This is a genomic window from Blautia sp. BIOML-A1 (assembly GCF_009883055.1).
Classification (GTDB): Bacteria; Bacillota; Clostridia; order Lachnospirales; family Lachnospiraceae; genus Blautia_A.
Map to the genome: position 1 here is coordinate 1 of NZ_WWVR01000033.1, position 17,612 is coordinate 17,612.

General features: G+C 44.4%; 17 protein-coding genes. 5 read left to right on the forward strand and 12 right to left on the reverse strand.

What is annotated here, in order from left to right; all coding sequences use genetic code 11:
- Nucleotides 1-69: 69 nt before the first annotated feature.
- Nucleotides 70-1,629: a class I adenylate-forming enzyme family protein gene (locus GT674_RS13060; protein WP_330585577.1), complete on the reverse strand. Its 1,560-nt coding sequence runs from the start codon at nt 1,627-1,629 to the stop codon at nt 70-72.
- Between the two features lie 451 nt (nt 1,630-2,080).
- Between GT674_RS13060 and GT674_RS13065 the strand changes: the two genes are divergently transcribed.
- Entirely contained in the window at nt 2,081-2,572 is a 492-nt protein-coding gene (locus GT674_RS13065) for a DUF2798 domain-containing protein (protein WP_161286113.1), read from the forward strand.
- 108 nt (nt 2,573-2,680) lie between these two features.
- Here the strand turns inward: GT674_RS13065 and GT674_RS17135 are convergent, their stop codons facing one another.
- Together GT674_RS17135 and GT674_RS13070 are read right to left on the reverse strand one after the other, a co-directional pair.
- Complete coding sequence (locus GT674_RS17135) at nt 2,681-3,076, reverse strand: hypothetical protein (RefSeq protein WP_192926034.1); 396 nt, start codon at nt 3,074-3,076, stop codon at nt 2,681-2,683.
- Nucleotides 3,063-3,854 carry a ParA family protein gene (locus GT674_RS13070; protein WP_161286114.1) on the reverse strand — a complete coding sequence of 264 codons (792 nt, stop codon included), beginning with the start codon at nt 3,852-3,854 and terminating at the stop codon, nt 3,063-3,065. Before GT674_RS13070 ends, GT674_RS17135 begins: the two co-directional genes overlap by 14 nt.
- A gap of 227 nt (nt 3,855-4,081) precedes the next feature.
- Here GT674_RS13070 and GT674_RS13075 point away from each other — a divergent pair, with 227 nt between their 5' ends.
- Nucleotides 4,082-5,269 (forward strand): M20 family metallopeptidase, encoded by a 1,188-nt coding sequence (locus GT674_RS13075; RefSeq protein WP_161286115.1) that lies wholly within the window; start codon nt 4,082-4,084, stop codon nt 5,267-5,269.
- Here the strand turns inward: GT674_RS13075 and GT674_RS13080 are convergent.
- Nucleotides 5,220-5,891 carry a Crp/Fnr family transcriptional regulator gene (locus tag GT674_RS13080; RefSeq protein ID WP_161286116.1) on the reverse strand — a complete coding sequence of 224 codons (672 nt, stop codon included), beginning with the start codon at nt 5,889-5,891 and terminating at the stop codon, nt 5,220-5,222. The two genes, GT674_RS13075 and GT674_RS13080, sit on opposite strands and share 50 nt — an antisense overlap.
- A gap of 170 nt (nt 5,892-6,061) precedes the next feature.
- On the opposite strand from GT674_RS13080, the gene GT674_RS13085 reads away from it, so the two are divergent.
- Nucleotides 6,062-7,852, forward strand: a complete 1,791-nt coding sequence (locus tag GT674_RS13085; protein ID WP_161286117.1) for a flavin reductase — start codon at nt 6,062-6,064, stop codon at nt 7,850-7,852.
- 63 nt (nt 7,853-7,915) lie between these two features.
- Here the strand turns inward: GT674_RS13085 and GT674_RS13090 are convergent, their stop codons facing one another.
- The 5 genes from GT674_RS13090 to GT674_RS13105 all read right to left on the reverse strand — a co-directional run bounded on the left by GT674_RS13090 (nt 7,916) and on the right by GT674_RS13105 (nt 11,892).
- A complete protein-coding gene (locus GT674_RS13090; protein WP_161286118.1) occupies nt 7,916-8,647 on the reverse strand; it encodes a class I SAM-dependent methyltransferase in 732 nt (243 codons plus the stop codon).
- Between the two features lie 44 nt (nt 8,648-8,691).
- The gene (locus tag GT674_RS13095) at nt 8,692-9,795 is read right to left on the reverse strand and encodes a glycoside hydrolase family 172 protein (protein WP_161286119.1); all 1,104 of its coding nucleotides are present in this window, start codon (nt 9,793-9,795) and stop codon (nt 8,692-8,694) included.
- A 58-nt stretch (nt 9,796-9,853) separates the two neighbouring features.
- The gene (locus tag GT674_RS17460) at nt 9,854-10,708 is read right to left on the reverse strand and encodes an ATP-binding protein (protein ID WP_243149127.1); all 855 of its coding nucleotides are present in this window, start codon (nt 10,706-10,708) and stop codon (nt 9,854-9,856) included.
- A 90-nt stretch (nt 10,709-10,798) separates the two neighbouring features.
- Entirely contained in the window at nt 10,799-11,173 is a 375-nt protein-coding gene (locus GT674_RS17465; RefSeq protein ID WP_243149128.1) for a hypothetical protein, read from the reverse strand.
- Between the two features lie 2 nt (nt 11,174-11,175).
- Nucleotides 11,176-11,892, reverse strand: coding sequence for a LytR/AlgR family response regulator transcription factor (locus GT674_RS13105; RefSeq protein ID WP_161286120.1), 717 nt, complete (start codon nt 11,890-11,892; stop codon nt 11,176-11,178).
- Between the two features lie 246 nt (nt 11,893-12,138).
- Between GT674_RS13105 and GT674_RS13110 the strand changes: the two genes are divergently transcribed.
- Nucleotides 12,139-12,519, forward strand: coding sequence for a response regulator transcription factor (locus GT674_RS13110; protein WP_161286121.1), 381 nt, complete (start codon nt 12,139-12,141; stop codon nt 12,517-12,519).
- Nucleotides 12,520-12,541: 22 nt separating this feature from the next.
- Nucleotides 12,542-14,593: a hypothetical protein gene (locus tag GT674_RS13115; RefSeq protein WP_161286122.1), complete on the forward strand. Its 2,052-nt coding sequence runs from the start codon at nt 12,542-12,544 to the stop codon at nt 14,591-14,593.
- Nucleotides 14,594-14,651: 58 nt separating this feature from the next.
- Here the strand turns inward: GT674_RS13115 and GT674_RS13120 are convergent, their stop codons facing one another.
- Genes GT674_RS13120 through GT674_RS13130 form a run of 3 tightly spaced genes read right to left on the reverse strand, consistent with a single transcriptional unit; the run spans nt 14,652 to nt 17,610 of the window.
- Complete coding sequence (locus GT674_RS13120) at nt 14,652-15,860, reverse strand: DVU_1553 family AMP-dependent CoA ligase (protein WP_330585580.1); 1,209 nt, start codon at nt 15,858-15,860, stop codon at nt 14,652-14,654.
- On the reverse strand, nt 15,857-17,182 hold the full coding sequence (gene trsS / locus GT674_RS13125; protein WP_161286123.1) for a radical SAM (seleno)protein TrsS: 1,326 nt from the start codon (nt 17,180-17,182) through the stop codon (nt 15,857-15,859). Before trsS ends, GT674_RS13120 begins: the two co-directional genes overlap by 4 nt.
- Complete coding sequence (locus GT674_RS13130) at nt 17,179-17,610, reverse strand: DVU_1555 family C-GCAxxG-C-C protein (protein ID WP_161286124.1); 432 nt, start codon at nt 17,608-17,610, stop codon at nt 17,179-17,181. The genes trsS and GT674_RS13130 overlap by 4 nt, the downstream gene beginning before the upstream one ends.
- Between the last annotated feature and the right edge of the window lie 2 nt (nt 17,611-17,612).

Consider the following 17,612-nt stretch of genomic DNA (forward strand, 5'->3'; position numbering starts at 1 on the left):
CCGTCCTTTTAGTATGCCCGCCTACCGGAGGGCATCTTTCATTCAAGAGTGCTCCGTAGGAGCAGTTTCCTATAAAGGAACAAAGTATCCATCGTGATCCTCATCCTCGATCAGTACAAAGAATTCATCCCTGATACCCGGGATCTTTGCATCGGCAAGGCGGTTCTCCATCGGAAGAACTGCAAGCTCACCGCCGCCATAGCGGAATGCTGCTCCACGGTTCAGTACATAAAAGATGCCATCCTCATCCACATAGCCGATATCTCCTGTATGAAGCCAGAGCTTACCGTCTGCATGGGTCTGAAGAGCCTTGGCTGTGGCACTTCTCCTGTCATAGCCAAGCATGATTCCCGGACCTGAAGCACAAATCTCACCCATCTCGTTATATCCAAGTTCTTCCTGGGTTCCCGGCTTGAAAACACTCATATCTGTCAGTGGCATCGGAATTCCCACATTTCCGTTGTGGATGGACTTCGGTGCCATCTGGAAGGTCAGGTTGGAGCCTCCCTCGCTGCTTCCATATCCTACGGTAAAACGCACATGACAGTTATGCTCCTCAAGGAAGTTCTGTACACGATCCAGCTGGTTGTTGTTCACTGCCTCGCATCCAGCTCCTGCCGCCAGAAGATGAGACATATCATAGTCCTTTGGAACTCGTCCATTACGCATAACCAACTCGATAAACATCGGGATCATCGGCCAGCCGTTTGGTCTGTAACGCATCATCTCAAGGTCAACATCCTCCGGATCAACAAATGGATCCATGATCAGAAGTTTATTGGATGACAGCGGAAGCATTACCATGGAAACCACAACTGCTACCAGTGCAGGCGGAAGGCATGTCACCATCCAGGTCGGACGGATCTGGTCGGATCCTCCGTAAAAGTTCATCTGACATACGGTGCCGAGAATACTGTTCGCACAGTGGATAACCTGCTTGGACGGGCCTGTGGATCCACTTGTATAAGCACGGAACAGTGGTCTGGTGAGATCTCTGTCGGCTTCTACTCTGCCGACATAGTAATTGCCAAGAGAGAGGAACTCGTCCCAACTCATGGTATTCCCACCGGAAGCTGTCACCCGTGGATAAATCTCATCCAGGGATGCTTTTATGTAATCTGGAAGGGTGGATTCATGTCCATAATACATCGGATCGAGGAGTATAACCTTTCTGACTCCTGCCCCTTCGCAATATGTTCTCAGTTCTTTCTGTGACAGAAAGTCATGAGCAAAAATGGCCTTCGCATCAGCCTTGCTGACGGCCTCAACATTCTCAATAAGTGTATTATCTCTGCACAGAATAGAAGCACCGATCTTCTCTGCTGCCAGCAGAAGAAATACAAAGTTCGGAACAAGTCTGAAGAATACCGGGATCTGATCTCCCTCCCCGAATCCCATAGCTCTCAGGGATCTCGCACATTTCTCTAATTCCTCAAAGACCGTTCTCCAGGTGATGTCCTCTCCATAATAATGGATTGCTACAACATCAGGACCCGGACAATGCTGTTCCAGATATTCCCATACAGTGCAATTCGGTCTCTTGATCAACTCAAGCATCATGTCCGGATAATACTGCATCCAGCGACGATCTTCACTCGGTCGTCCTGTAGTTTTCTTTTCACAACTCACTTTTTCATAACCTCCTTGATATTCAGTATTTCCTGCATAGAACAAAAACAGCCCCTGCGTTCTTCCTTTATACTGCGGCTGTTCACTTTGTAGAATATGCTGTTAAATTTCATAAATTTTGTTGATTCATGACGTTTTCTACTCATTTATGTAGTTGCATGTATATTTTAACATAACGATATCTGTCTGTAAAGTTATTGGAATGTATAAAAAAATCATTTTTTCTTGCTATTTCTGCCTTTCTTTTGGTAAGACCAAATAATCTTTCGTTTGAATCAATCTCCTTTTTCGGATTGTTTTTTTTATTTTTTTCTTGTAATCTGTTTTTTTATGTAGTATAATATAAAACCATTGAACTGAATATGGTCTAATTGGAAACGCACATTCTCCCGGAATGATTAACGAACAACACATGCTCTTGTATCATTAATATTTCAAGGAGGATTTTTTTATGCCAAAAAACAAATTTCAGGAAGTAATTTTTACAATCATCATGGTATTTTTCATGGTATACGCCATGATCTGTTATAACATCGCTCTTAATATGGGTGGAATGTCCAACGCAGTTTTTCCTGCCGCCTTTCATGAACTGATCATAATGGGACCAATCGCATTCATTCTTGACTTCTTCCTCGTATCCAAACTTGCTTTTGCATGTGCTGCCCGCATGGTTGATTTCAGAACCTGCCATCCGTTCAGTATGATACTTGCGATCTCCGTTCCATCGGTTGCTTTTATGTGTCCGCTTATGAGCCTTGCTGCTACCATTCTTTTTAAGAATGCTGGAAATCAGTTCGTTGCTGTATGGATCCAGACAACCGCTATGAACTTCCCTGTGGCATTCTTCTGGCAGCTGATTTATGCCGGACCGATTGTCCGCTTTATTTTCAGACATATTTTCCCGGAAAGGGAAGATGCACGCCAGAGTGCACCGGAAGTTTGAGTCCTATTTAATAGGAAATATTTTTTATAAAAGTAATTTCTTATTACAAGACAAAAGCAGATTCCAGACAGCTTACCTGCCGGGAATCTGCTTTTGTTTTACAATGATCTACAGAAGATAAACCGGAAGTTCCTCATTTACATGAACCGGTCCATTTACTTCTTCCGGAGTTTTTTCTTTGACAAATGCCGCCTCAAGTACTTCAGAGTTCTCCGGGGTGAGAACGGAAGTCTTTACTGTTTTTTTGCGGGTTGTCGTTTTCTTTGGTGCATTCTTTTTGACTGCTGTTTTGCTGGTCGTTGTTTTGGCCTTTGTGGTTCTTGGCTTCTTCGCCGGAGCTTTCTTTACTTCCGGTTCTTTCACCTGGGCTTCTACCTTTACGGCTTCTTTGACCTCTGCCGGAGCCTTTGCTTCTTCTGTCGTCTTTGCCGGCTCTGCTTTTACTTCTGTGGTCTTTGCCTCTGCGTTTGCAGCACGCAGAATGCTGTCCTTACCTACTGACATAATCCATTACCTCCCTGGCTAATTCTGTATATTCTTTCGCACTTCTGCTGGATTTTCTGTACTCCACTACCGGAACGCTGTTGTCCTGAGACCATTCAATATTACTGTCCACACGGATCAGGTTGTCGAATACATGTATATTTTCCAGCTGATGCAAAATTTCCATTGTCTGTTTGAAATAGTTCTTTCTCGTGTCAACCTTGGTCACTGCGATACCTGCAACCTCAAGCTCCGGGGCAATCTGTCTGACCTCATTCAGGAATTCAAACATATTTGCAAGTCCGAACATCCCCCATGGGCTTGCCTCCACCGGAATGATTACCTTATCCGATGCACACAGGATATTCATGACCCATCCTCCGAGTGTCGGAGGCGCATCGATCAGAATATAGTCATATACCTCTGAATCCTTGATCTTCTGAAGGCATTTCTTCAGAATGAGTTCTCTCTGCCATTTTGTAAACAGCTCGTACTCGATAGAGCTCATCAAGGTGGACGACGGGATCAGATCAAGATTCTCATACGGTGTATGTACAATATAATCTGTCAGATCTTCCTGCCTGCCAATCGCATAATAAAGATTTTTCTCGCTTTTTGCGTGTTCCAGGACCCAGTCCTCCGGAAATACGGACAGCGACAGATTCAGCTGCATGTCACCGTCAACCAGAAGAACTTTTTTACCGTCACGTGCCATGGCAGCTCCCAGGTTTGAGCAGGTCGTGGACTTTCCGCTTCCTCCTTTGTTATTAGTAAAACAAATCGTTGTTGTCTTTCCCATGGGATTTTTCTCCCTTCCCTGTTTATCATTTTGGGTATTTTTATATAGCTATCTATGCCATATTATACGAAGTTTCGACAGAATTTTCAATGCGTTTGCAGGTTTTATTCTCAGTTACTGGTTACTGTTCACTCCGTTCACAACAGTCCGACTTTATTTGACATCCACTGTCTTTTCCGCTAGTATAAAACCAACTGGCAAACTGATTTTCAGAAAGGATCTGACTTATGAACTTTAAAGCTATGGCAGAAGAAAACGAATCCTGGATCATTGAACAGCGCCGATATTTCCACGCACATCCGGAGCTTTCTTTTGCAGAAAAAAACACGACACAGCAAATCGGGAAGCTTCTGGAGGAAATGGGACTCACCCCTCATTATTATCCGGATTATAATGGTCTTTGGGCAATGATCGAGGGCGGCAAGGCTTCCACCGGCACTAAAACCGTCGCTCTCCGTGCAGATATTGACGCGCTTCCTGTCGAAGAACACACAGGACTTTCTTTCTGCAGTCAGACACCTGGGGTTATGCATGCCTGCGGACATGACTGCCACATAGCCATGCTTCTTGGCGGCATACGCATGCTGATGTCCCGCCGTGAAGATCTGAAGGGCAGTGTAAAAATCATCTTTCAGGCCGCTGAAGAATCCTGTCATGGTGCCCAATACTATATTGAGCATGGTTTTCTGGATGATGTCGATGCGATTTACGGCACGCACATCTGGGGTGAGCTCGACGCTCCTTTTATGAATTTTGAACCCGGCCCTCGCATGGCAAGCTGCGATAATTTCCGCATTGAAATCGAAGGGGTTTCTGCCCACGGCTCCACTCCGCATCAGGGTGTTGATGCCATCCTGACCGCCGCTTACATCATCACGGAAATCCAGGCTGTTGTCTCACGTATGAATGACCCGCTGAATCCACTGGTCGTCACTGTTGGCAGGATAACCGGCGGACAGCGTTTTAATATTCTTGCAGATAAAGTCATTCTGGAGGGAACCACCCGTACACACTCTCCCGAAATGCGCCAGAGAACAGAGCCTCTGCTTCGCAGGATTGTCGAAAACACGGCTGATTCCATGGGTGCAAAAGCCACTCTCTCCTTTGAATATTTTCCGGCTCCAGTCATCAATGACCACGAAGATCTTGTTCAGATCGCAAGAAATGCCGCCACCAAAATGTATGGTCCTGATGCCCTGAAACCATTTCCCAAAATGATGATCAGTGAGGACTTCGCATACTATATGGAAAAAGTCCCCGGTGTCTTCGGTCTTGTCGGAAGCCAGAATAAAGAACTTGGATTCACTGCCAGAAATCACAATGATCACTATACGGTAGATGAAAGCGTCCTCAAACGCGGTGCCGCTATGTACGCACAGTTTGCCTGTGATTTTCTGGAAGAGAAAGCAGAATGATCTGCTTTCCCTTCTTCTCCAGGATTTCTTCTTCCTCAAGACTTTTCAGTTCTCTTGTCATAGCACTTCTGTCTACGCTCAAATACTGTGCCAGTGCTGTGTAGGACATCGGAAGTGTAAGGATCCTGCTGTGTCTTTCTGCCGAAAGTGCATTTAGATAAGACAAAATCTTCTTTCGCGTACTCGACCTTGATAACATATAGATCCGCTCCGTCTGCTGCCGCGACTGAACAGCAATCAGCTGCAGAAGGTTGCTGACCATCTGGCTGTGATGAGCACATGCCTGTTCGCAGCGCTTGATCACATGCTCATAGTCAATAAACATCACCTTTGTCTCCTCTGCCGCACAGACGTAATAATGCTGTGAATCTGTCGGAAGAAGGAAAGCTTCCCCAAAGACCGCATCTTTTTTCAGTTCATCGATCATATCCTGATTTCCTTCTGAATCACAACAGTAAAGCACTGCCCGCCCATAAAGGATCAGACCGATTTTTTTCATGGAACTGGAATATTCCATTATCATTTCCCCGTTTTTAAAAATTATTTCTCTTGCATGAAAACAAACCCGCATTCTTTCCTGTTCTTCGGGAAGAATATCTGTAAAAAGTGTAATGTGTTCCATACTTTTTCACCCCTCTTTTCCTTGATTATAGCATATATTTTCTCAAGAAAAGCCTGTTTTGTGACTTTTGCAACAGATTTTTTCTTTTAATCCTGTTATACTTTTAACAAAGTTACAGATAAGAAACCCTCATATAAATAAATATCATACTAAACTGGAGGATGCACACTATGAAGATTACAGATACTATCAAATACGTCGGCGTTAATGACCATCAGGTTGACCTTTTTGAAGGTCAGTACAAAGTTCCGAACGGCATGTCCTACAACTCCTATGTGATCCTGGATGAAAAGGTTGCTGTCATGGATACAGTAGACGCCAACTTTACGCATGAATGGCTGGATAATATCCAGCAGGTTCTGGACGATCGCAAACCGGATTATCTCATTGTACAGCATATGGAGCCGGATCACGCTGCCAATGTTGCAAACTTTCTCAAGGTTTATCCGGATACCACCGTTGTTTCCAATGTAAAAGCCTTTAACATGATCCAGAATTTCTTTGATCTCGACCTCACCGGACGCAAAATTGAAGTAGAAAACGGTGGTACTCTTTCTCTCGGATATCATCAGCTCACCTTTGTTTTTGCACCAATGGTACACTGGCCGGAAGTTATGGTCACATATGACAGCACAGAAAAAGTTCTCTTCTCTGCTGACGGCTTTGGTAAATTCGGTGCCCTGGATGTGGACGAGCCGTGGGACGATGAGGCAAGACGTTACTTCATCGGTATCGTAGGAAAATACGGAAAGCAGGTACAGGCACTCCTCAAGGTTGCCGGCACCCTTGATATCCAGAAGATCTGTCCGCTCCATGGACCAGTCCTTACAGAAGACCTTGGCCATTATATCGGACTTTATGATACCTGGTCTTCCTATACACCGGAAGCAGACGGAATCGTGATCGCCTACACCTCTGTCTATGGACATACCAGAGAGGCTGTTTATCTCCTTGCAGAGAAGCTCAAAGCCAAAGGCTGCCCAAGAGTTCTTGTCTATGACCTTGCAAGAGATGATATGTCACTGGCAATCAGTGATGCTTTCCGCTACTCCAAGCTGGTTCTTGCAACCACCACCTATAATGCAAGTGTTTATCCGTTCATGAATGACTTTATCACAAGACTGGTAGAGCACAATTTCCAGAACCGTACTGTGGCACTCGTCGAAAACGGATCCTGGGCACCTCTCGCAGCCAAGATCATGAAGGAAATGATGGCTCCGTGCAAAAAAATCAACTGGGTAAAAAACAATGTCCATATCTGGTCTGCAGTAAAAGAAGACAACCGTAAACAGATTGAGTCAATGTCTGATGAACTCTGCAAGGAATATATTGCAAAAAGCGATAATCTTGCAAACAAAAATGATATGTCTGCACTTTTCCGCATCGGCTACGGACTCTATGTCGTAACCTCCAACGACGGAAAACGCGATAACGGCCTGATCGTAAACACAGTTACTCAGCTGACCGATAACCCGTACCGTGTAGCTGTAAACATCAATAAAGCCAACTACTCTCATCATATCATCCAGCAGACGGGAATTATGAATGTAAACTGTCTGTCCGTGGACGCACCGTTCTCTGTCTTTGAACAGTTCGGCTTCCAGTCCGGCAGAAGCACAGATAAATTTGCAGGTCAGAAGATCAACCGTTCCGGCAATGGACTGGTATTCCTGGATAAATATATCAACGCATTCATGTCTCTGAAGGTTGAGCAGTATGTGGATCTCGGCACTCATGGAATGTTCATCTGCAGTGTCACCGAAGCCCGCGTCATGAGTGACCAGGAGACCATGACCTACACCTACTACCAGAACAATGTAAAACCGAAGCCACAGACAGAAGGAAAGAAAGGCTTTGTATGCAAAGTCTGCGGATATATCTACGAAGGCGATGAGCTTCCGGAAGACTACATCTGCCCGCTGTGCAAACATGGTGCTGTGGATTTTGAACCGATACAGTAAAGATTATATATAAAACAGAGGAAGCTGTCCGATGGGCAGCTTCTTTACGTATGGTGAGTCAGGTTATAATGTATAGCAGTCATATCGGATTGCCTTGCCATTTAAGGTATAGGAAGGTTTTCTTCCTGCAAGGAATTCGCTCTTCAGCGGACGCTTTACAATAATCTTGTCCGGACCGGCCTTGATCGCTGCGTCAAAGAGATCTGTTTCCTCTGAGCAGGGCGGCTCCAGTTTCTGGATCAGCTGGAGTTTCTTGTTGATCAGGCTTGATTTCTGTCTTGCCGGAAACATCGGATCCAGATAGATCACATCTACCGGATCCAGAAGTCCGGACATACATTCTACACTGTCACCCTCGACCAGCTTCATCCTGGCGGCGATTTCCTTAAGTATCATATTTTTTTTCGCACGGCGTAGTGCATCCTTCAGAAGGATTGCGACCACCGGATTCTGTTCATATAATGTTACCTCATAGCCCTGTGCCGCCAGAAGGAAGGCATCCTCTCCCATTCCCGCTGTGGCATCAATCGCTTTGCGACCAATCTTCTCGGACTTTGCTGCCCGCACCAGCATTTCGTGCTGCAATCTACCATTTGTAACGCGGTGAGTCATATTTTCAAAATCTCCCTGATACGTCAGTCCGTACCCAGTCAGGGAAACCCCTTTGGAATCAAAAAGAACGGTGAGATTCTTGCCCGGCTTATCTACGATCTGGCTGGCTGTCCGCCTCGCAAATGACTCTGCCTGGTCTCGCTGTCCGCCTTTTTGTATACATACTTCAAATTTATTATTCATAGTTTTTTCGCTTCTCTTTTCTGAGTAGTTTCAAAATGTTTTACTTATCTTGGCCATCTCTGTTCCGGCGGCAGCAATTCTGAAAACTTCTGATGAGGTTCTGTCTGATACCAATAGGCCACACTCGAAAGGTCATCTTGTCTCTCAAACAATCCATTATGACTGACTCCTATCTGCTGAACAGTCACTTTGAGATTTTCCTCAAAAAACACCGGATCCGGAATATGCCATCTGTAAAATCCACGCATTGGCGGACAATCATCGTTATGATACTGGTTCCATACAAGAGAATCGTGTCTCGAATAAAAGGGATATCCCAAATATGGAGTACAATAATTCTGTTCTACGATTCTGCCGTTCTCATTTGCCGCAAAACTCCAGGATCCGCCAAAGTAATCCTCCATTCCCGTTCCGCATATTGTCGGATATTCTTCATCTCCATCTATATAGAACTTGACTTCACCTTCTCCCCACCAGTATCTTTGTAAAGTAGAAAGTCCCAGATAAGTACCTATATATTGACCTGTACCCTTTATGCCATCCAGAATAACATAGTCTTTACCAATCTCTGTAAGTGCCTGCCTTCTCCACTGAGCATGAAAATAGGAGGTATTTGCAGGAAGTGAAGCATACAAACAGTAATCAATCTGATAAAAAAATGCCGGTATGGGATTCTTATGCTGATTCTCAATTACAATACGGGCATGCTTATGAAAAGGCATCGCAAAATATGAATTAAGTCCACGTGAAGGTACAACAGCTATCACACTGGAATTTACGATACATTCCTGTCCAAAACCACAGCAGAAAAAATCTCCCAGTGGTGTTTCTACTGACGGATTTTCTTCATCATCCCAGTACATTCTCAGGACCAGATCTCTCAGTACAAAACAGTCTCCATCGGACGTCTTATTATCGACAGTAATCCATATATGACGAATTACTCCCGGTCCATCTATGTCGGCCAGAATTTCTTTCTCTCCTGGCTGAATATTTGTCAGACAGGGACTTCCTTTTCTGGAAGGTCCCAGCGGACTGCTTTCCATTCCTCCCCTGCCTTTTTCTCCTGTCCTGTTCTCAGCATTAATTGCTCTGCTTTTTCCACGGGTCAAATATGGCATCATTGAAATATCTCCTGGAAATATCATTTTGTATCCTCCTGTTTTTGTATTTTTCTTCGGAAATATGATAGACAATGGTTTCCTTTTATATCCGAAGCATAATTTTGGCTGTAAAGATTCCATTTTTATAAGTAAAACTGTCTGCGCCGCCATTTTTTTCGGCAATGTGGCGTACAGACTGGATTCCAATCCCGTTTCCGGCACGCTTTGAAGACTGGAAGATCTCATTTTTCTGCCGAATTTTCTCATCGAAGGTATTTTCTACCTGGATCAAAAGAAGATGGGTATGATGCAGATACATTTCCACCGTAATCTTTCTCCTGGAACGCTCTGTCTTCAGACTGGCCTCCACTGCATTTTCCAGAAGATTTGAAAGTACCAGACATACATCCATCTCATCTGCTGGCAGCTGCTTCGGAAGATCGATTTTGGCAAGAAACGGAACCCCCTCCTGTTTTGCATGAGCTGAATAATATCCAAGAACACTGTCCACCGCCTGATTATCACAGAAGTGAAGATCAAAGCCTGGCATTTTGCTGTCTGCACTGGAAAGATATTCTTTGATTTTTTCCAGATCGCCATTTTCTGCCAGTGATGCTAATTGAAGCCAGTGATGACGGATGTCATGGCGAATCTGCCTTGTCTCCTCAATGGCTGCACAGAGATTATCGTATCTTGCACGCTGCAAAGAAAGGAAATGATTTTCCAGCTGAAGCTTTGCATTTTTATTCAGGCTGATCGCCATCATAAGAAACATCGCATAAAAAAAGGTCAGAATTATCAGAAGCACAAGACTTACTACAATATAAATCTGCAGAATCCGGCCTGTGTATAAAGTACTCTGATATTTCGGAGCTATAAACAGATTCAGGCCAATAAAGATCAATGGCAGGATCCAGAATATATACCAGGTCTGGGCAAAATTTTCATCTGCTATCAAAATCCTCACCATATGCGTGGCAGGATACCATGCTGCCAAAACAAAGACCAGACAGACCACATTATAAAAAGCACCAGCCCCTGCGCAAAACTATAACTGTTTTTCTGCAATGTCAGGTTCAAAAATCATAATAGCGTTTACTGCACGGGACAGACTGTTCACACACGCAAAAACGGCACAGACTGCCAGAAAGATACTGCTGGATTTCCAGATGGAAATCTGAAGGGTTTTGTGGTAGATCAGCATAAGAAGCATCAATACAGGAACCAACAGTAATTTGACAGGAAACTGAAACATATAACAGACTATGCCGCCTGACAGGCTGAGTGTCAAAAGCAGCGGGGTAAGCCACAAAGCAAGTTTGACGGGAGCCTGCTTCAGACATTCTTTTACGGGCAGATAGGCAAGAAGCATGCCGGGGATGATAACAGTGAGTTCTAATATCGGACGAATCATTTCCATCATTTTTATTTTCCTCTCTGAAACAGAAATTCCATAAAAACCTGTCGGGCATTTTTGATCAGCTTACGGCTGACCGAAATATTGCTGTTATCATCCATAAGAAACATGGTTCCATCAAAATCAACCGCATGTTCCAGGTTGATCACAACTCCTCTGCTGCACAGATAAAAACGGGTATCCATTTTCAGTGAGGCCGTAAACATCTCAAAAGACTGACGGGTGACCAGTTCCTTCCCACCAGTAGTATGTATATAGATCATATGTGAAAAATGTTCCGCATAAATAATATTCTTGAAAGGAATCTGGATGTTACTTCCATTCACCTTTACATCAATATACTTTCCGGAATCTGGAATTCTGGCAAGTATCTCATCCATCAAGGTGGAAATTTCCCTCTCATTATACGGCTTTACAAGATAATGCAGTGCCCGTACCCTGAATCCTTCCAGTGCATGGTCTGTGGATGTGGTGGTAAAGATCAGAAGACAGTCCGCATCGGTCTTTCGAAGTTCTTTTGCAATCTCAATTCCATTTGCTCCGCCCATATAAATATCCAGAAACAACACTGTGAAAGGACGTTCTTTTGCAGCCAGAAGAAATTCTTCTCCGGATTCAAATTCAACAATATCTGCCGGAAGATTTCTTCTGGAAAGCTGACTGCACAGCCATCCGTGCAATAATGTCCGCTCTTCTTTTATATCATCAACGATAGCAATTCTCATAATTACGCTTCCTCGACAAAATTCTTTATAATATAATACTATGTTACAGACAGTATATCACAAATTATCCTCTCAGACCATGAGACTATTTTTACAATTCGTGTTATTTCCGCGCGTTCCGTGACAGAAGTATTGAAATAACCTCCACATTCCATATAATAAAGGCAACTTGACTATTCAGAAGGTCATATTCCAAAAGGAATCCGGTCGAACGCATATGGAAACTATAGTGAAAGGAGGAGGTTTGTGTATCGTATTGGGGTATTAACAGATAAGAAAAAGAATGGGGAAACTTACGCAAAAATGATCTCAGATTACTGCATCACGCAAAAGCTTTTTCCATTACTTGAAACTTATCAGAATCAGGAAGTTTTTTTTAAAGAGATACAGAGCAATGTGCCAGATATTGTACTTCTTGTATTACCCGGGGTGGATGGGCTCAATGCAGCAGAACATCTTCATTCTTTATTTCCCGAATGCGGAATCATATGGTGCAGTGATCTGGATTTTTCACTTCATGCTTTCAGGCTTCGTGTGGAATATTTTTTTATGGAACCGGTGAATGAACTCAAAATCCAGGAGGGACTCAAAGCCTGGTTCAGATCCGAAAAACGATCTTTTAAATAATACAATTTCAGGAGGATATATAATGAAGAAAAGAACTTTAATTCTTGCCATGACCGCATTGATGATCACTATGACATCTGCCGGCAATTGCACTGCTGTATATGCTGAAGAGACAGCCGCTGCGACAGAAGATGCCGGATCAACAGAATTTCCGATAAAGCCACTGTCTGCCAAAGTGGTGGACGAGAATCCATATATGGCAGACAGTGATTCCAACATTCATCATGACTGCTATAATACCGATTCCACCGATGAGGTGCTTCCGGTTGGCATCTACTCAGAAATCAATGTTTCTTACGAGAAGACAAATCCTAATGCTTCGCCTGCAATCTTTTTTGACACCTATGGACATGCCGTAGTTCCCTTCCTTGGCGGACTTGCCATTCGTGATATAAATGCAGATGAAACCCAGACAGAAGGCTGCTTTTCACCAAAACAGCATGACGGCGGCGGTTATATGATACAGAGTTCTTATTCCTTTGTAGATGAAAGCAACCGTCTGGTATGTCCTACCAGCAACAATCACGTCCTTATGCTCAAGGCAACAGATGACGAAGGCAATGTTCTTCCTGAATTTGAAAAGGTGCTGGATATCGACATAAAAGCTGCTGCTGAAGAAAAGCTGGGAAAAACACTGGATCAGAATCTTCTTTCTGTTGTATTTGATTACGACGGAAATCTGTGGTTTGCAACAGGCGGCTTCCGTATTTATCCTGACAGAAAGCAGCAGGGTGCGATCGGTTACATTTCCAGATCTGCCATCGACTCTATCCTGAACGGAGAAGAAACAAACCTGTCAGATGCTGTATTTGTATATGAACTGACTCCTGGTGAGGGTGCAGAGAATGGAATTTCTGCTTCCAAAGACGGTGCCGTGATCCTGACAAATACAAACTGCTATCTGTTCCAGGCAAACAACGGAATAAACAAAGTATGGGAAACACCTTATGAAAGTGTCGGGGCAAAAGAAAGCAAGGAAGGTGATTCCACTACCGGCGGCGGTCTGGCATGGGGAAGCGGCTGCTCACCGTCTCTGACAAAGGATCTTGTTATGTTTACAGATAACCAGAATCCGGTAAATCTGATCGCACTGGATATGAAGACCGGCGAGACGGTTGCAGCTACACCGGTCATTGATGAACTTCCAGAAGATGTACAGGTATCTGTCGAAAACTCAGCGATCGTATATGATGACGGAGCAGGAACCGTAAGCACTATCGTATGCAACTGGTTTGGTGCCGGAAGTGCCAGCCTTGGAGAAGAAGACAGCGACTCTTCCATCCAGAGTTACGAAAATATTTATGATGTAAACTGGCTGAGACAGGGAAATAAAATGATCGCCCCGGGTATAGAGCGCGTAGATACTGTAAAGACAGATAACGGATATGAAATGAAGAGTATCTGGTGCAGAAGCGATCTGTCTGACACTTCTATGCTGAAGCTCTCTACTGCAACCGGATATATCTACGGTTACGTCCAGGATATGGAAACAGGCATGTGGCAGTATATTATGCTTGACTTTGAGACAGGCGAAACGGTATTTACCATGGATATCTCCAATAAACCTGGATATAACAATATGGCGATCGGTATGTATGCCGGAAACAGCGGAAATGCCCTCTACTGCCCGACCGGATATCTTGAACTTCTGAGATTACAGGACCGCTTTGTATATCTTCCTGAGATGCCTTACCGTAAAGTAGATCTGGACAAAGCAAATCGAAATATCTTAAGTCAGGAAAAATTTAAGACTGATGGCGGACAGGGAAATGTGTCTGGATGGCTGAATACTGTCACAGTTGAAAACGTTCATCCGAATACAACTGTCGCCCTGCGCATGAAGGGAATTTCCGGAGAAACCGCCGGATTTAAGCTTTATGCCTACGAAGCAGATGGTTCCCTGAAAGAAGTTCCTGCAGAACTGTGGCATATCCAGACAGAAGACGGCGAAACACCGGATACCTTGTCTGATAATATATTATATGAGGTGCACTTCACTGTACAGGATAATGAGGAGTTTGACCTCAGCGAGAACGAAAAAGAGATTAAAATCTCCGCAGTTCTCGGAATCTGAGATACACAGATCAAACGAACATAAGGATGCGTGGCCATTCCCTCAGAAACTGTCCGTATTATCCGCTCTGACGCAGGATCACACGTTTTGCCGGATACAGGGCTTTGTCTGTCCATTCTGCTTTTTTGCAGTTCAGCGAAAAGATATCTTCATCCGGATAAACTTTTCTGATCAGTTCCTTTCCATTATCTGAAGTAAAAAGTGCTGTGATCTCTTTTTTGCCTTCCGTGATCCTGACACTGTAATCGATCAGTTCCGGAATCTGAAACAGCACTTCATCTATCTCCAGTATACTCTCTGATGGACTGATCCGCTTCACAAAATCCAGACGTTTTACTTCACTTCCGCAGCTACATTTTCCCGGAATGATACGTGTACAGTCTCCGGTCCGATATCGGATCAGAGGCTGTGCCTCCATTCCAATGGTTGTGATCGCCAGTTCTCCCCATTCACCGTCAGGTAGCACATTTCCATCCTCATCTGTGATTTCTATGATACAGTGGTTTTCCCGCATATGCATACCATTATGAGCAGCACAGCAGATGGCTCCGCCAAGCCCCATCTCCCGGGATCCATAGTGAGGCCAGAGTCGTGTTTCCAGAATTTCTTCTATTGCATTCATTACGCTGTCCGGACAGGTATCTCCTGATACCAGTGCTCTCTTTATGCTTCCCTTTCCACACATTCTGAGCATGGCAAGTAATGCCGATGGCATACCGACATAAGTATCTGGTTTTTCCCTCTCCAGGATTGTTTTTAATTCACCATAAGTTCTTCCGATTCCGGTTAACAGAGGTCTGGCTCCTATACGTCTAATGGCCTCCGCGATCAGTTCTCCCAGTCCGAAAGGACCGGAAAACGGCATGACAACCATCGTTATGCTTCCCGGATAAATAAATTCACCGAGTCCTGCCATAAAAAGCTCTATCGTGTGTTCACAGTCTCTTTCCGTATAAAATACACGTTTTCCGGCTCCCGTTGTTCCACTTGTCTGTTCTGAGATGACTTTCTGGACTTCTCCCTGGGAACACAAAAGTATTCTTCCGCCATCCCTTACCAGATCAGTTCCTGTTGTAAACGGAAGAGTTCTCAAATCGTCAAGGCTTTCCAGGCTTGCTGGCAGATTCCTGTAAAAACCCTCCCGCTCTTTTTCTCTTTTCAAAACAGCGTTCAGTTTCTCAAGCTGTATTTTATTTATTATTTCGCGTGTAAGCTCTGTAACACCTTCCTGCTTACAGATCATCGCATCTATATTTGATCGTTTCACTTTCTGTATAGATATTTTCCTTTCGAATCAGTCAGATTGTAGGCACAGAACGGCACCATTCCATATTCAGAATCCACCTCACAGATATAGCATCGTTTCAGGCGGTCAAGATCCAGGTTCCAGGCATCCTGAAAGATCATCCCGGATACAGCAAAAGTCTCATTATGGATCCGGAGCAAAAACTCATCCAGTGCATTCGTCTGTGTCATTTCTTCTTCCTCATAGGTCTTTGTGCTGTAGCTCCACTGGCTTTCCACATATTGTCTGGAATCATCGCTGGTGGTACAACAGCACCCTTTTCCGGATTTCTTCTCAAGAAGCTTCAGTTCCCGCTCACCTTTTCTCAGATAACTTGCATGGAAGGAACAGTATGGATTCTCTGCTCCGCCTCCGGCGAAATCCTCCACTTTCATAAGTCCGTCTGTCTGTTCTTCGATCAGCCTCAGCATCCTTGGTATGGTGATCGGATCTTGCGGACGTTTCTGCGAACATCTGCCAAAATAACTGATCGGCTGGAAGTGTACCCCACGCACAAGCGGCATATGCTCCAGAGCAAAATTCAGAATATCCCCTGCCTGCATATCATTTACTCCGGGTGCAATGACCGGCACCAGAGCAATTCCAAGTTCTGCCTCTGAACAGTTTCGGATCGCTTTCTTCTTAAGTTCCAGCATAGGACGTCCTCGCAGGATCTGATAAACTTCATCGGTCACACCGTCAAACTGAAGAAAAACGGTATTCAGTCCTGCTTTTTTCAGTTTCTTCGCATATCCCTCTTCCTCTGCCAGGCGGATTCCATTCGTATTCAACTGAAAAAATGTAAATCCCTTCGCTCTTCCCATCTGTATGATCTCAGGGAGGTCATCCCTCATGGTCGGCTCTCCCCCTGAGAGCTGTATATTAAACGGTCCGCCGTGTGCCATCAGAAAATCATATTGTTTTTCTATTTCACTGATCGGAAGATCAGCATTTTCCTCATCTTCGCCTGCTGAGGCAAAGCATACCGGACAGTGCATATTGCAGCGTTTTGTGATTTCCACAACCATACAGCAGCCCTTTCGTTCGTGTTCCTCACAGAGCCCGCAGTTATTCGGACAGGCTTTTTCTTTCCTTTTGGGATTTACAGGAGACTCTGCGGACAGATTTTCCCTCCCCCAGGCGAGATAGTCTGCTGCATTCCCTTCCCAGATCAGAGTCTGAAATTTTCCGTGAATGTCACATTCCTTTACCAGATAAATTCCATCTTCGCCGATACATTTTTTTGCAGGAAGTACTTTCATACATTCCGGACAGACGCTTTTTGTTTTGCCAATTGTAATCAAAGTTCCAGTATCCCCCGTTCTGTCAGTATTTCCATGACTTTTGTATAAGTATCTGCGATAAGTGCAGGACATCTCTCCATGATCACACCCCAATCCAGATGAGTGATATCTTTACAGTAAAAAGCTCCGAATTCTTCCTCTGTTTTCTCATGGAACCACTGGTATAATTCCTGTACAGCCGGTTTCATCTGCTCATCTTCTTTCTCCTCTGGAGCCAGATTGCCGAGGAAATATCCGATCGCACAGGCTCCTCCTGTCAGACATCCGCAGGTATCTCCGCAGTAACCAATCCCGCCGCCAAGACCTCCCAGAGCCTTTACAAGCTGCGGGTTTTCCTCACCTATGGTTTCCAGAGTCATGATCATGATCATCTGTGAACAATGATATCCCATCGTACCAAGTTCTGTTATTTTTTCATAAAGATCCATAT

What these genes read in the sequence shown, in the direction of transcription:
- GT674_RS13075 (WP_161286115.1), top strand. Translation starts at nt 4,082, where the DNA reads ATGAACTTTAAAGCTATGGCAGAAGAAAACGAATCCTGGATCATTGAA.
- GT674_RS13065 (WP_161286113.1), top strand. Translation starts at nt 2,081, where the DNA reads ATGCCAAAAAACAAATTTCAGGAAGTAATTTTTACAATCATCATGGTA.
- GT674_RS17135 (WP_192926034.1), bottom strand. Translation starts at nt 3,076, where the DNA reads ATGTCAGTAGGTAAGGACAGCATTCTGCGTGCTGCAAACGCAGAGGCA.
- GT674_RS13105 (WP_161286120.1), bottom strand. Translation starts at nt 11,892, where the DNA reads ATGAGAATTGCTATCGTTGATGATATAAAAGAAGAGCGGACATTATTG.
- GT674_RS13130 (WP_161286124.1), bottom strand. Translation starts at nt 17,610, where the DNA reads ATGGATCTTTATGAAAAAATAACAGAACTTGGTACGATGGGATATCAT.
- GT674_RS13070 (WP_161286114.1), bottom strand. Translation starts at nt 3,854, where the DNA reads ATGGGAAAGACAACAACGATTTGTTTTACTAATAACAAAGGAGGAAGC.
- GT674_RS13115 (WP_161286122.1), top strand. Translation starts at nt 12,542, where the DNA reads ATGAAGAAAAGAACTTTAATTCTTGCCATGACCGCATTGATGATCACT.
- GT674_RS13090 (WP_161286118.1), bottom strand. Translation starts at nt 8,647, where the DNA reads ATGAATAATAAATTTGAAGTATGTATACAAAAAGGCGGACAGCGAGAC.
- GT674_RS13095 (WP_161286119.1), bottom strand. Translation starts at nt 9,795, where the DNA reads ATGATATTTCCAGGAGATATTTCAATGATGCCATATTTGACCCGTGGA.
- GT674_RS13085 (WP_161286117.1), top strand. Translation starts at nt 6,062, where the DNA reads ATGAAGATTACAGATACTATCAAATACGTCGGCGTTAATGACCATCAG.
- GT674_RS17465 (WP_243149128.1), bottom strand. Translation starts at nt 11,173, where the DNA reads ATGATGGAAATGATTCGTCCGATATTAGAACTCACTGTTATCATCCCC.
- GT674_RS13080 (WP_161286116.1), bottom strand. Translation starts at nt 5,891, where the DNA reads ATGGAACACATTACACTTTTTACAGATATTCTTCCCGAAGAACAGGAA.